This window comes from Flavobacterium sp. KMS (genome assembly GCF_000813005.1).
Taxonomy (GTDB): domain Bacteria; phylum Bacteroidota; class Bacteroidia; order Flavobacteriales; family Flavobacteriaceae; genus Flavobacterium.
In genome coordinates this window covers 98528-113642 of record NZ_JSYP01000012.1, presented here as the reverse complement: position 1 = coordinate 113642, position 15115 = coordinate 98528, and the positions used below count along the sequence as shown (strand labels likewise).

The window sequence follows — 15115 nt, the reverse complement described above, 5'->3', positions numbered from 1 at the left end:
ATCTGTTGCTTTTATTTAAGTAATGTGAATGCTCCTTTTTCGGTTACGGTATGATTGTAAAAGGTTTTTGCCGTGATTTTAAAATAATAGTTTCCGTTTTCGGCTGGATGATTTTTAATTTGTCCGTTCCATCCACTTATATTTTTTCCTGTTTCGGAATATACAATTCCTCCCCAGGTATCATAAACATCGAGTGTGATGTTTTCAAGACCTAAAAATACGGGTGCAAACGTGTCGTTATAACCGTCATTATTTGGTGTAAAAGCATTTGGCATTACTAAACTATATCCTTTTTCGACTACTATTGTAGATGTGTAACTATATTGGCAACCAAACGGATATGTTACAGTTTGTTTTATGGTATAGGTTCCTTCTCTGGTATAGATATGTTTAGGATTTTCTTCGTTTGAAAAATTTCCATCTCCAAAATCCCAAGATATGTTTGTAAAATCGCCTGTTGCTAAGTTTGTAAATAAAATTGGATCGTAAATAGAATACAAATCATAAACATCTTTAGCATATGAACCTGTAGAATAATTGGCTATTCCTAAAACTGGTTTATTAACATTATATGGGAAATTTGCTGTACAACCAAAACTATCGGTGACACTAAATATAATTAAACCATTGTTTTCGGTATTCATAATCTCGTTATTAGGACCTGAAACAACTCCATCGGACCAGCTTAAAGTATAAGGCGGAATCCCTCCTTTTACGTGTCCTACATAAGTTTGATGTACATATTTAGTATTACAATCAAAATCTGTTAGGACTTCTATCGTTGGCGTAAGTTGGTCGAATCGGGTAATTTTCCATTCTTCTGATTTTTTACAACCATTGGCATCTGTAACAGTAACTGCATAAGTACCTGGTGGAATTTTAGTCAAATCTTCGGTTTTTGCTCCATTAGACCAAGTGTAGGTAAATGGTGGTAGTCCCCCGGTAACAACTAAGTTTATTTCTCCTGTATTTGCATCAACACAATCTAATGGATTTAAAACATCGGCTCTTATTTCTAGCAACAAAGGTTCTATTATAATAAAGGTTTCTTTTATTACACATGCTTTACCATCGGTAATTGTTACGCTATATTTTCCTGGGCCTATATTATTACGTTCAATTCCTGCTGTAGAGTTATCATCCCAAACTAAAGAAACTGGCGCTTTTCCTCCTACAAGGTTTAATCGGATATGACCATCATTTGCTCCAAAACAAGAAACGTTCTTTACATCTGGGTTTATTGTAAATACTGGTGCATTATCTATAACTATAGGAAACACTTTTGGACAACCTAATGCATCTGTAATCGTAATGATATAGGTTCCTGCTGACAAGTTATTTTGTACTAAACCTGTTCCTAAATTGCTCCATTTTATGATATATGGATCTCCTGTTGTAAAGGGAACTCCTCCTGTAATACTATTAATGGTTATAGATGCATTGGCATAATTATAACATGCTATTTCAGTTTTACTGTAATTTAAACGTATTTCGTCGTTCTGAAGTAATACAACTTGCAATTTATCGGTACAATTAGAATTATCTGTAACGGTCAAATCATAAGTACCTGCTGCAAGATTTTTTAAATTCTGAAGATTACTTCTAAATCCGTTTGGTCCTGTCCAGCTATATCGGTAATTAAAAACTCCTGGAGATGTTTCGGTAAATCGACCTCCTGTTGTACTTACATTAATTTCACCTGTATAATATCCGTAACATAAAATATCAACTTGACTCTCCAATTTTACCTTTAATAATGGCGGTTCGATGATTTCATAACTTCCTGTAAGTATATTACAATTATTAACTTCGGTTATTGTAACTCCATAAACTCCAGGTCCTAGATTATTAGGGCTTCCTGTAGTTGCTGTGTAAGGATTTCCGTCTTTTGTCCATACATATGTATATGGCTGTGTTCCTCCTGATGTTGATAGATAAATACTTCCGTTATTAGATCCGAAACAAGTTATATCGTTTTTACTTCCTGAAAATTGAAATAATCCTGGTTCACTAACATAATACGTCTTTGTAAATGGGCAATTGCCATTATCAATAACTCTTAAAGTATACCCTCCAGGTTTTAAATTAGAAATATCCTTATCAGTACTTGTAAATCCGTTAGGACCTGTCCATGAAAAAGTATAAGGGGTTGCTGTTGCAAAAGGAATTCCTCCTGTTACATTTATTGTAATAGAAGCATCGTTTGCTCCAAAACAAGTACTGTTTTTTGTTGTTTCGATTACCTTTATTAATGGATCTACTGTTACTGTAATTGTAAAATTAGGTCCGGGACACACCTTGGATATTGGCGATACAGTGTAGGTTACTGTAGCAGGATTGGCAGTATTATTTATTAAATACTGACTAATATTTGTTCTTGGAGAAAATTCTGCACTTGCTCCAGTTACTGCTCCTGCAGGAGAAATTACTGGCGTTGACCAAACATAGGTTGTTCCTGCTGGCACATTATCTATTCCGTTAGTAACTGGCGTAACCTGAAAACTATTACCGCTGCATATTTTTACTGTTTTATCCTTTATAACTGGAGATAACACTAGATCTACAGAAAAAGGGGCTGTTTTTGTTGTAGTTCCACAACTATTACTAACACTAAAGATAGCTTCATACTTACCACTAACAGTATAATTTATCGGTCCTGGATTAAGTAATGTAGATGATGAAGGTGTTCCTCCTACAAAAGTCCACAGATACGTAATTTCCGAACTTGGTGAGCAAGTTTCTTCTACTGTTCCAACAGGGTTAATTGTTGCTGAATTACAAAAATCTGAAATTGGTTTTAGGGTTGTAACTGGCGGCTTTTTTACTGGAATTGCTTTTATAATCTCTCGCACTATTCCGCATGAATTTCTGGTTGTTAACCTTACATAATAAGTTCCTGGCATTGTAAAATTAAAAACAGGATCCTTCGATGAAGAATAAGTCCCATTTGCAAAATTCCATTGTCCTCTTCCTAATCCTGGTACTGATTCTTTACCACAATATCCTTCGTAATAACTAGTAACATCCCAATAATAACTTTCGGTTCCGCAGCTAAAACTTGTGTCTGTGGTATTCGTCATCTGAATATTGGTTGAAGCACACGCATTACCAAAAGTAAAGTCTGGCTGCAATACAGGCTCAACACATATAGTTCTTGTTGTCTCAGTACCAACTCCGCAAGGCGTTGTTGCATTTAGTTTGATTGTGTAGGTTCCTGGTGCTGAATATACATGATAAGGATTAACTTCTCTAGAAGTAGTTCCGTCTCCAAAATCCCATGTGTAAACATTAACTGTACTACAATTATTGGTATATCCCGCATAAGTATAATTGCTAAAACTAACAGCTGAATTAACACATGCTATGCTTTGTACGCTAAAATTTGGTTGGGGTACGTCTAATATTTTTATTGGCCCTGCCTTAAGATCTGTGGTTCCACAAGATGTCATTATTGTTAAGCTAACTGTGCTTCCGTTAGTATCACAATTTGCTCTTGTATATTTATGTGGTATAGGAAAATTTCGAGATGCCTCTGGATTTGCTGCATTATAATATGGAGAACTTTCTAATTGTCCTTGCGAATAAGTATCGTTTGTTCCGTCGCCATAGTTAACATAATATTGAGTATCTGAAGGATTTAAGCCCCATGAACCAATAGCAAATGGCATTGGATCAACAGGAATACATAAATTGATTGTATTACCCGGAGCTATAAGTGCTCCTATTGGGTTATTGGAATTTTTAACAACATAGGTAATAGAATTGCTACAACTATTATTGCCTATAGCAGTTATTACCATATTAAAAGAACCTAATTTTTGGTACTCATGTGTTTTAGGAAAAGTAACGTTAGTTTCGGAGTTACCATCACCCCAATCTACGTTATAAGATGTAATACATCCTATAGAAGCCGAATTATTTGCAACGCTAATACTATATTTAGGATTTGAGTTATTGTCTCCACATCGCTCAAAAGGTTTTAGTGAACCTGGGGCATTTGCATTCCCAAATTTTAAATCTGGTTTTTGCTTTACCGAAATAACTTTTGTTACTGTATTAGAGTCTCCATTAGCATCTGTAACGGTTAAGCTTACGCTAAAGTTCTGAAATGCACAACCAACTGCATTAAATAAGTGACTTGGATTACTATTGGTAGAAGTGCTTCCGTCTCCAAAATCCCATTTATAGGTATAAGGAGCATTACCGCTTACAACTGGATTAAATGTTACTGGAGTTCCAGAACAAGTTCCGTCATTGGTAAAATTAAAATCGACATTGGGTGGTAAAACTAGACTTTTATAATCTTTATTGGTGGAAAAATTACTTTTATCGGTTGTGCTAAATCCATAAACTGAACTTGTAATTATAAAAAAAAAATGTAGGTGTAATAAGTAAAGTTTCCCCATATAGTGTAAATCAAATTTTTAAGGTCGCAAAAGTAGGTGCGTTTTTCTTGGAATCAAAATTAACACTAGTAATAATCTCTTCTTTTTTTAATTTTTAAAATGAAAAATATTCAAAATATTAGCATTATTTCTTATAATTCTGAACATCAATAGGATTTCTTTTTTAAAGTATAATTTCATTTTATTATAAAAACTATCTTTTTTGTGCGCAAACCACTTGCGCAGTAAAATCATTAAGCTTATTTTTATCACAAAAGTTGATTTGCGTGAGGGATAGAGGCGATATCCTTTTGTGAAGTGGAACGGAACAAAAGATAAAGCCGAAAGCCCGACCCGCTTTTTCAGCGGGACACGCCCAAATAATTATTAAACAAATTAATCACGCAATATCAGGAGCGAAGTCGCAAAGTTTTTTAAGCTACAGATTAAAGGATTAAAAGGATTCAAAAAAAATCTGCAAAATCTGCGAGAAAAAAACTTAGTGCTTTCGGGTCTTTGCAGCAAAACACATAGTATGTCACAAAACAAAAATGCATTAATTCGCTATAAAACAATCGATAAGTGTCTGCAGAATCAATACAGAACTTGGACTCTTGATGATTTAATCGAAGCATGTTCGGATGCTTTATTTGAATATGAAGGCCGCGAAAACCGTATAAGTAAGCGTACGATACAAATGGATATTCAGCTTATGCGAAGTGAGAAATTAGGATACAATGCTCCTATTGTCGTTTATGATAAGAAGTTTTATAAGTATGATGAGGAAGATTTCTCGATTACTGATATTCCGCTAACGGAAACGGATATGAATGTTTTGACTGAAACGGTATCGATGCTAAAACAGTTTAAGGATTTTTCTTTGTTTAGCGATGTCTCGGATATTTTGCAGCGTTTGGAAGATAAAATCTATTCGGAGAAATCGCATACTAATTCGGTTATTTATCTGGATAAAAACGAGAACTTGAAAGGTTTGCATTATCTGGACGAAATTTATCAGGCTATTGTAAAGAAGATCGTTCTGGTTATTACTTATAAATCTTTTAAATCGAGAGAGGAACAAAAATTCAATTTCCATCCTTTTATTTTAAAGGAGTTTAATAATCGTTGGTTTTTGATTGGGAAGAAAAAAGGTTCACAGCCTATTACCAATTTGGCTCTTGACAGAATCACCAATATCGATTTTGATTTTAACCTACCTTATATAGAGGAAAATTTTGATGCCGAAGAATTTTATAAAGATGTGGTTGGAGTTACTGTAAACCAAGGCATGAATGCAAGAAAAATAGAACTTTGGATTGATAAAGAAAATGCGCCTTATGTTTTGACAAAGCCTTTTCATGCTTCGCAAAAACTAGAAAAAGAAAATGAAGACGGAAGTATTATTATTACGCTAAAACTTAAAACTAATTATGAATTTGAGCGTTTGCTTTTGGGTTTTGGTGACGGATTGGAAGTTATTAGCCCCAATGGATTGCGATTGAGAATAAAAGATAAACTTAAGAAGGCTTTACTTAAATATGAGGATTGATTATTCTTGTTTTTAAATCGAAGAATTATCTTTCAATAACAATAATCTAAATTCCTAATTTACTGGCCTGATGTTGTTTTTAGAATATTGGAATAATAAAAATTTCAAAAAAAAACATTATATTTCATTCAAAAAAGAACTTAACAGACTCTATTTCAGAGCAAATTTTTAATTAACAAAAAAATATTTTTAGAAATACTATGCATGCATAATATTTTTTTATTATATTTGAAATCGATATAGTTGCCAACAAGACGAATTCGATTTTAATTAATGTATAAGATATTATCTAAGTATTTCACATTAAAATTAAATAATCAAATACAATCTACCAAATGAAAGAAAAAACTATAGATTATATTTTACGAGCAACATGGCAAGCTGTATCAAGGATGTACAATGAGGAGGCTGCAAAATATGATGCGACAATGGCAACTGGTTTTGCGTTATTGAGTATCGATAAAGAGGAAGGTACTCCATCGACGGCATTGGGTCCCAGAATGGGAATGGAAGCTACTAGCTTAACCAGAACGCTTAAATCTATGGAAGACAAAGGATTGATTGTTCGCAAGAAAAATCCAACCGATGGACGAGGAGTTTTGATTTATCTAACTGATTTTGGAAAAGAAAAAAGAGACTTATCTAAAAATACTGTCTTGAAGTTTAATGAAACAGTTAGAAATCACGTTTCTGAAGAAAAATTAAAACATTTTATTGAGGTGGCAGAAATCATAAATGAATTAATACAAGATAAAAATATATTTAATCAAACAGAAAAAATAGAAAATGAAACGCACAATTAAAAAAGTTGCCGTAATTGGATCCGGAATTATGGGTTCAGGAATAGCTTGTCATTTTGCTAACATTGGTGTGGAAGTTTTACTCCTAGACATCATTCCCCGTGAGTTAACAGAGGCCGAAACTAAAAAAGGCTTAACTCTGGAAAGCAAAGCAGTAAGAAACAGAGTTGTAAACGAACATCTTGCTAACTCATTAAAATCTAAACCCTCTCCTATTTACAGTCAGAAATTCGCAAACAGAATTACGACTGGAAATACGACTGATGATATGGCAAAAATTGCCAATGTTGATTGGATTATAGAAGTTGTTGTAGAACGTCTTGATATTAAAAAACTAGTTTTTGAACAAATCGAGAAATTCCGTAAACCAGGAACTTTAGTAACATCTAACACTTCTGGTATTCCGATTCATTTTATGAGCGAAGGAAGAAGCGAAGACTTCCAACAACACTTCTGCGGAACTCACTTTTTTAACCCTGCGCGTTACTTAAAATTATTTGAAATTATTCCTGGTCCAAAAACTTCTACTGAAGTATTGGATTTCTTAAACGAATATGGTTCTAAATTTTTAGGAAAAACTTCGGTTGTTGCTAAAGATACTCCGGCGTTTATAGGAAACAGAATTGGTATTTACGGTATCCAAAGTTTATTCCACTTGGTTAAAGAAATGGGATTAACTATCGAAGAAGTTGATAAATTGACTGGTCCGGTAATTGGTCGTCCAAAATCGGCTACTTTCCGTACTGTTGATGTTGTTGGTCTTGATACTTTGGTGCACGTTGCCAACGGTATTTATGAAAACTGCCCAACAGATGAGCAACACGAATTGTTTAAACTTCCTGATTTCATCACAAAAATGATGGAGAATAATTGGTTGGGAAGCAAAACAGGACAAGGTTTCTACAAAAAAGAAGGTAGAGATATCCTTACTCTTGACTTAGATACATTAGAATATCGTGCTACTAAAAAAGCAAATTTTGCTACGCTTGAGCTAACTAAAACTATCGATAAACCTATCAACCGTTTTAAAGTTCTTGTAAAAGGAAAAGACAAAGCTGGAGAATTTTACCGTAAGAGTTTCGCTGGAATGTTTGCTTATGTATCAAACAGAATTCCTGAAATCTCAGACGAATTATATAAAATTGACGATGCAATGAAAGCTGGTTTCGGATGGGAAAATGGTCCTTTCGAAATTTGGGATGCTATTGGTGTCGAAAACGGAATCGAAATCATGAAAGCTGAGGGGTTAGCTCCTGCTGCATGGGTAAACGATATGTTGGCATCTGGAAGCAAAAGCTTCTACTCTGTAAAAGAAGGTGCTACTTATTTTTACAATATTCCAACAAAATCACAAACTAAAGTTCCTGGACAAGATTCATTTATTATCCTGAACAACATTCGCGAAAGCAAAAAAGTTTGGAGCAATAGTGGAGCAATTATCCAAGACCTTGGAGATGGAATTTTAAACTTAGAATTCCAATCTAAAATGAATACTATTGGTGGCGATGTACTTCAGGCTATCAATAAAGCAATCGACTTATCTGAAAAAGAATATCAAGGTTTAGTTATTGGTAACCAAGCAGCAAATTTCTCTGTAGGTGCTAATATCGGAATGATTTTCATGATGGCTGTTGAGCAAGAATATGATGAGTTAAACATGGCTATCAAAATGTTCCAGGACACTATGATGCGCGTTCGTTACTCAGGAATTCCCGTTGTTGTAGCACCTCACGGAATGACTTTTGGTGGTGGATGCGAAATGAGCTTACATGCTGATAAAGTTGTAGCTGCTGCTGAAACGTATATGGGATTAGTTGAGTTTGGTGTTGGTGTACTTCCTGGTGGTGGTGGATCTAAAGAAATGGCTTTAAGAGCTTCTGATTTATTCCGTAAAAACGATGTGGAATTAAACGTTCTTCAAGAATATTTCTTAACTATTGCTATGGCAAAAGTATCGACTTCTGGTTACGAAGCTTTTGACACTGGTCTTTTACAACATGGTAAAGATATTATTGTAGTAAACAAAGACCGTCAGATTGCAGAAGCTAAAAAACATGCATTGTTAATGGCTGAAGCTGGTTATACACAACCTATCAGAAGAACTGATGTTAAGGTTCTTGGTAAACAAGCATTAGGAATGTTCTTAGTAGGAACAGATCAAATGGAAGCTGGAAAATACATCTCTGAGCACGATAAAAAAATCGCTAACAAACTGGCTTACGTTATGGCTGGTGGTGATTTATCTGAAGCGACTTTAGTATCTGAGCAATATTTATTGGATATCGAACGTGAAGCTTTCTTATCTCTTTGTACTGAGAGAAAAACATTAGAAAGAATTCAATATATGTTAACTAAAGGAAAACCACTTCGTAATTAGAAAATAGAATAAAGAAGCTAGAAAAAGAATAAAGAACCAAGAAGCAAGATTTCAAAATTAAAATTTTGTCTTGTTTCTTGCCTCTTGCCTCTCCTTGATCTTCTATACTCTTAAAAAAACAAAAACAAATGAAAACAGCATATATAGTAAAAGCATACCGTACTGCGGTAGGAAAAGCACCAAAAGGAGTTTTTAGATTTAAAAGACCTGATGAATTAGCAGCAGAAACCATTCAGTATATGATGGCTGAACTACCTGATTTTGACAAAAAACGTATTGATGATGTTATGGTAGGAAATGCCATGCCAGAAGCTGAACAAGGTTTGAACGTTGGTCGTTTAATCTCTCTTATGGGATTAAAAGTAGAAGATGTTCCTGGTGTAACTGTAAACCGTTACTGCGCATCTGGACTTGAAACTATCGGAATGGCAACTGCAAAAATCCAATCGGGAATGGCAGATTGTATCATCGCTGGTGGTGCCGAAAGTATGAGTTTTATTCCGATGGGAGGTTACAAACCAACTCCGGATTATAAACTTGCTGCCGAAGGTCATGAAGATTATTACTGGGGAATGGGTTTAACTGCTGAAGCGGTTGCCAACCAATACAAAATCTCTAGAGAAGATCAAGATGAGTTTGCTTATAACTCTCACATTAAAGCATTGAAAGCGCAAGCTGAAGGTAAATTCGACAAACAAATCGTTCCGATTACTGTTGAGCAAACTTTTATCAATGAAAATGGTAAAAAAGAAACTAAATCATACGTTGTAAATAAAGATGAAGGTCCACGTGCTGGAACGTCTAAAGAAGCTTTAGCTGGCATAAGACCTGTTTTTGCTGCTGACGGAAGTGTAACTGCAGGTAACTCTTCTCAAATGAGTGATGGTGCTGCTTTTGTTTTGATTATGAGCGAAGACATGGTTAAAGAATTAAACCTTGAGCCAATTGCAAGATTAGTAAACTTTGCTTCATCTGGTGTTGAACCAAGAATAATGGGTATCGGACCTGTAAAAGCAATTCCGAAAGCCTTAAAACAAGCAGGATTACAATTAAAAGATATTGATTTAGTAGAGTTAAACGAGGCTTTTGCTTCTCAATCATTAGCAGTTGTTCGCGAATTAGGTTTAAACCCTGATATCGTAAACGTAAACGGTGGTGCAATTGCTTTAGGTCACCCTCTGGGTTGTACCGGTGCAAAACTTTCTGTTCAATTATTCGACGAAATGAAACGCAGAGGTAGTAAATACGGAATCGTTTCTATGTGTGTAGGAACTGGACAAGGTAGCGCTGGGATTTACGAGGTTCTTTAAAAAAAGAGAATAGAGCAAAGAAGCAAGAGGAAAGAAGTTTTTTTGAGAAGTAAGAAGTAAGAGTGAAGATTCTTTAAAGTAATAAAAAACCTACTTTTTAAATTCATAGTTTCTTATCTTGGCTCAAAAAAACATGAGACATAATTTTAAGAATTTGAAAATTTGGATTTTAGCAATGAATATTACAAATGATATTTATAAACTAACATTAACTTTTCCAAAATTCGAGATCTATAGCTTGACAAGTCAGATGAATAGATGCTCCGTTTCAATGCCATCTAATATTGCAGAAGGCTCAAACAGAGGGAATAAACATTTTCAACATTATTTGAATATTAGTTTAGGATCTTCATTTGAATTACAAACACAATTATTGATAGCATGTCAAAACGACTATTTATCAAAAGAAAAAACTGAAGAAATAGAAAACAAAATAATTGAATTTCAAAAGATGACAACAGGTTTCATTAACAAGTTAGACAACAATCTTTCTTCTTGACTCTTGCATCTTAATTTAAAAAAATAAAAAAAACATAGCCATGTCAGACAAAACAAGAGGAGGTCAATTCCTAGTAAAAGAAACAAAGTGCGAAGACATCTTTACACCAGAAGATTTTTCGGAAGAGCAATTAATGATGCGTGACTCTGTAAAAGAGTTTGTAGACAAAGAAATTTGGCCTAACAAAAATCGTTTCGAGAAAAAAGATTACGCATTTACAGAAGAAAGTATGCGTAAAGCTGGAGAACTTGGACTTTTAGGAGTTGCAGTTCCAGAAGAATATGGTGGATTAGGAATGGGATTTGTATCGACTATGTTAGTTTGTGATTACATCTCGGGAGCTACAGGTTCGTTCTCTACTGCTTTTGGTGCTCATACAGGTATCGGAACTATGCCAATTACTTTATATGGTACTGAAGAACAAAAGAAAAAATACGTTCCTAAATTAGCGTCAGGCGAATGGTTTGGAGCTTATTGCTTAACTGAACCAGGAGCTGGATCTGATGCAAACTCAGGAAAAACTAAAGCAGTTTTATCTGAAGATGGAAAATACTACTCTATTACAGGACAAAAAATGTGGATTTCGAATGCAGGTTTCTGTAGCGTTTTCATCGTTTTTGCTCGTATTGGTGATGATAAAAATATTACAGGTTTCATCGTAGAAAACGATCCGTCTAATGGAATTTCTATGAATGAAGAAGAGCACAAATTAGGAATCCGTGCTTCTTCTACACGTCAGGTTTTCTTCAACGATACAAAAGTTCCTGTTGAAAACATGTTGTCTGAAAGAGGAAACGGTTTCAAGATTGCAATGAACGCATTAAATGTTGGTCGTATCAAATTGGCTGCTGCTTGTCTTGATGCTCAAAGAAGAGTAACTACTGGAGCTGTTAAATATGCTAACGAAAGAATCCAATTTAACACTGCGATTTCAAGTTTTGGTGCTATTCGTTATAAACTAGCTGAAATGGCAACTAGCGCTTACGCTGGTGAAAGTGCTTCTTACCGTGCAGCAAAAGACATCGAAGATAGAATTATTGCTCGTGAAGCAGAAGGTTCTACACATCAAGAAGCTGAATTAAAAGGTGTTGAAGAATACGCAATTGAGTGTTCTATCCTTAAAGTTGCAGTTTCTGAGGATGTTCAGAATTGTGCTGACGAGGGAATTCAGATTTTTGGTGGTATGGGATTCTCTGAAGATACTCCAATGGAAAGTGCTTGGAGAGATGCTCGTATTGCTCGTATTTATGAAGGTACAAACGAAATCAACAGAATGCTTTCTGTAGGTATGTTGATCAAAAAAGCGATGAAAGGTCATGTTGATTTATTAGGACCAGCAATGAAGGTATCTGAAGAATTAATGGGTATTCCATCTTTTGACACTCCTGATTTCTCTGAATTATTTGCTGAAGAAAAAGGAATCGTTGCAAACCTGAAAAAAGTTTTCTTAATGGTTGCTGGAAGTGCTGTACAAAAATATGGCCCAGACTTAGATGCTCACCAACAATTATTAATGGCTGCATCTGATATCTTAATCGAAATCTATATGGCTGAAAGTACTATTCTTAGAACTGAAAAATTAGCCAAAAAAGAAGGAGAAGCTAAAGTACAAGAGCAAATTGCTATGGCAAAATTATACTTGTATAAAGCTGTAGATATTGTAACTCAAAAAGGAAAAGAAGGAATTATTTCTTTTGCTGAAGGAGATGAACAACGTATGATGTTAATGGGATTACGTCGTTTTACAAAATACACTAATATGCCAAATGTAGTGGCACTTAGAGAAACGATTACGTCAAAATTAGTTGCAGAAAACGAATACTGCTTCTAAAATCAAAATAGTTTTTAGTCAATTTTAATTTGTTTAAACCGCACCTGTCCCGAAAACAGTGCGGTTTTTTTTATTATCACAAACAGTAGAAGCTCACAGTAGTGTCTACGCAAAAAAAAGAGACGCACTGCTGTACGTCTCTACATTATCAACTAATATCCTTAATTATTTTCTTGTCACAGATTACAGGACTAAAATGATTAAAAAAATCAAGTACAGATTTTTCACAATTTACAATCAATAATTAACTATTAGGCTTCATAATCAAATCATGATCACCTTCTGAACTTAAATTTAAAAAGCGTTCATATTCCCTCAAAACATCGGAGATGATTCCATCTTTACTCAAATATTGAATATCATATCCTTTACGATGATCTCCAAAATAAGTAATTGGCTGAAAAATGATTTCCAAATCCATATCGGGAGTATTTTTTTCTTTTAGTAATGTTTCAGAAACAGTTTGCCCCTGAGCCATAACACCATATTTAAAGTTTCGCAATTCATCATATTCTATTTCTAACTCAATAGCTTGTTGGGGCGAAGAAAAATAATTTATATGTGCTTCAATATTGTTTTTAGCCAATTCAATTACTAATTCTTCAAAAGCTTTTTTTACAGTTCCATTCAAAAATTCATGAATATCTTTCTTTTTAGAGACCGTCACAATCTTTTCTAAATGTTCCTTCCAGTTAGTGTTATTCCAATTTAAGCTTCCATGCGAATATTTCTTGGCACTGTATTCACTATCTACAACCAATGCTTTCCACAAATTATAACATAACAGCAACATAATAATTCCGAAAGGTAAAGCAGTAATTAATGTCATTGTCTGAAGAGAAGCCAATCCTCCAGAATGTAATAAACTCAAGGACAGAAGTGATAATAAAACACCCCAAAAGATACTTTGCCATTTTGGTGAACTTACAGCTCCTTTTGATGCTATACCATTCATTATAAAAATTCCCGAATCTGCAGACGTGATAAAAAACACACAAATAATCAGAATTGATAAAATATTCAAAAAGGTAGTGAACGGGAAATAAGTAAAGAAACTAAACAAAAGCGTGTCTGGATTTTTAGCAAATTCGCTTAAAGCGCCATGTGCTATATGTTCATCTATCCATACGGCACTGCTTCCGAAAACAGTCATCCACAGAAAATTAAAAAAGGCAGGAATAAATAATACTGCCAAAATAAATTCTCGTATAGTTCTTCCTTTAGAAATTTTAGCAATAAACAATCCTACATAAGGTGCCCAGGAAATCCACCATGCCCAATACAAAATTGTCCACTTTGAAAACCATTCCTGACTTCCTTTCTCGTAAGCATAAGTATTAAAAGTTAGCGATATAAAATGACTTATATAATGTCCTAAACCTTCAGTAAACGTACTTAGAATATAAATAGTTGGCCCGAAAACAAGTATAAACAACATTAATAAAACAGCCATAAGAATATTTAGCTCACTAAGTTTTTTAACGCCTTTTCCTAAACCTGAAATAGCCGAAGAAACAGCAATTATCATCACAACCAAAACAATAATGATTTGATAATTAAAACTAGATTCTGGAATTATATGAAGACTTACTAATCCAGCACTTAACTGCACTACACCGAAACCTAGAGTTGTCGCAATCCCGAAAAAAGTACTGCACAGACCAAAAACATCTACAATATTTCCAAACTTTCCGTGAATTCTACTTTTTAAAATCGGATAAAATCCACTTCGGATTGCAAGAGGTAAATTGTGTCTATAAGCAAAATACGCTAGTGAGAGTCCTACAACACCATATATAGACCATGCGTGAAAACCCCAATGGAAAAAAGTATATAATTGTGCTTCTTTCGCTCGTAAATTTTCCGCCAAATTAGCATTGGCTGGCGTTGCGTAATGTGCCATAGTTTCACCTACTCCAAAATACATTAACCCAATTCCCATTCCGGCGGCAAAAAGCATTGCTATCCAGGAAAAGAAAGAATATTCAGGTTCTGAATCATCTGCTCCTAATTTGATTTTACCAAATTTACTAATGGCTAGTGTGACTAAAAACAAAACAAAAATCGTCACCAACAATACATAAAGCCAACTTAAGTTTTTAAATATTATGTCTTTTGCAAAATTAAGTGCCTGCTCAGCATCTTTTGAAAAGAAAATGCAAAACAATGAAATTGCAATAATTATGGTTAAACTTGGTAATGCAACTGATTTTGTAAAATTGGTTTTAAAGACACTTGAGCTTGTAGATTTATTCATGGTAAATTTTTTTTTTCACTGTTATTATCTAAAGTAAATCCAAATTTTAAATTCGGATTGAGGAAGTTTTTATAAGTATAACTTTGATAATTTGTATACAGAAGAAT

The 15115-nt window shown here is 34.2% G+C and carries 8 protein-coding genes; 6 read left to right on the top strand and 2 right to left on the bottom strand.

The window, feature by feature from the left end:
- Positions 1 to 11 precede the first annotated feature (11 nt).
- The gene (locus OA93_RS13825; protein ID WP_039113948.1) at positions 12 to 4406 is read right to left on the bottom strand and encodes a T9SS C-terminal target domain-containing protein; all 4395 of its coding nucleotides are present in this window, start codon (positions 4404 to 4406) and stop codon (positions 12 to 14) included.
- A 514-nt stretch (positions 4407 to 4920) separates the two neighbouring features.
- Between OA93_RS13825 and OA93_RS13820 the strand changes: the two genes are divergently transcribed.
- The 6 genes from OA93_RS13820 to OA93_RS13795 all read left to right on the top strand — a co-directional run bounded on the left by OA93_RS13820 (position 4921) and on the right by OA93_RS13795 (position 12751).
- On the top strand, positions 4921 to 5934 hold the full coding sequence (locus OA93_RS13820; protein ID WP_039113947.1) for a WYL domain-containing protein: 1014 nt from the start codon (positions 4921 to 4923) through the stop codon (positions 5932 to 5934).
- A 335-nt stretch (positions 5935 to 6269) separates the two neighbouring features.
- Positions 6270 to 6737: a MarR family transcriptional regulator gene (locus OA93_RS13815; RefSeq protein WP_039113946.1), complete on the top strand. Its 468-nt coding sequence runs from the start codon at positions 6270 to 6272 to the stop codon at positions 6735 to 6737.
- A complete protein-coding gene (locus OA93_RS13810; protein WP_039113945.1) occupies positions 6721 to 9111 on the top strand; it encodes a 3-hydroxyacyl-CoA dehydrogenase/enoyl-CoA hydratase family protein in 2391 nt (796 codons plus the stop codon). The genes OA93_RS13815 and OA93_RS13810 overlap by 17 nt, the downstream gene beginning before the upstream one ends.
- Before the next feature lie 128 nt (positions 9112 to 9239).
- On the top strand, positions 9240 to 10421 hold the full coding sequence (locus OA93_RS13805; protein WP_039113944.1) for an acetyl-CoA C-acyltransferase: 1182 nt from the start codon (positions 9240 to 9242) through the stop codon (positions 10419 to 10421).
- A 133-nt stretch (positions 10422 to 10554) separates the two neighbouring features.
- A complete protein-coding gene (locus OA93_RS13800) occupies positions 10555 to 10920 on the top strand; it encodes a four helix bundle protein (RefSeq protein WP_039113942.1) in 366 nt (121 codons plus the stop codon).
- A gap of 40 nt (positions 10921 to 10960) precedes the next feature.
- The gene (locus tag OA93_RS13795; RefSeq protein WP_039113940.1) at positions 10961 to 12751 is read left to right on the top strand and encodes an acyl-CoA dehydrogenase family protein; all 1791 of its coding nucleotides are present in this window, start codon (positions 10961 to 10963) and stop codon (positions 12749 to 12751) included.
- A gap of 244 nt (positions 12752 to 12995) precedes the next feature.
- Here OA93_RS13795 and OA93_RS13790 read toward each other — a convergent pair whose 3' ends face one another.
- On the bottom strand, positions 12996 to 15008 hold the full coding sequence (locus tag OA93_RS13790; protein WP_039113939.1) for a BCCT family transporter: 2013 nt from the start codon (positions 15006 to 15008) through the stop codon (positions 12996 to 12998).
- Between the last annotated feature and the right edge of the window lie 107 nt (positions 15009 to 15115).

Excerpts from the sequence above, each read along its gene's own strand:
- OA93_RS13825 (WP_039113948.1), bottom strand. The coding sequence starts at position 4,406 with ATGGGGAAACTTTACTTATTACACCTACATTTTTTTTTTATAATTACA.
- OA93_RS13820 (WP_039113947.1), top strand. The coding sequence starts at position 4,921 with ATGTCACAAAACAAAAATGCATTAATTCGCTATAAAACAATCGATAAG.
- OA93_RS13815 (WP_039113946.1), top strand. The coding sequence starts at position 6,270 with ATGAAAGAAAAAACTATAGATTATATTTTACGAGCAACATGGCAAGCT.
- OA93_RS13810 (WP_039113945.1), top strand. The coding sequence starts at position 6,721 with ATGAAACGCACAATTAAAAAAGTTGCCGTAATTGGATCCGGAATTATG.
- OA93_RS13805 (WP_039113944.1), top strand. The coding sequence starts at position 9,240 with ATGAAAACAGCATATATAGTAAAAGCATACCGTACTGCGGTAGGAAAA.
- OA93_RS13800 (WP_039113942.1), top strand. The coding sequence starts at position 10,555 with ATGAGACATAATTTTAAGAATTTGAAAATTTGGATTTTAGCAATGAAT.
- OA93_RS13795 (WP_039113940.1), top strand. The coding sequence starts at position 10,961 with ATGTCAGACAAAACAAGAGGAGGTCAATTCCTAGTAAAAGAAACAAAG.
- OA93_RS13790 (WP_039113939.1), bottom strand. The coding sequence starts at position 15,008 with ATGAATAAATCTACAAGCTCAAGTGTCTTTAAAACCAATTTTACAAAA.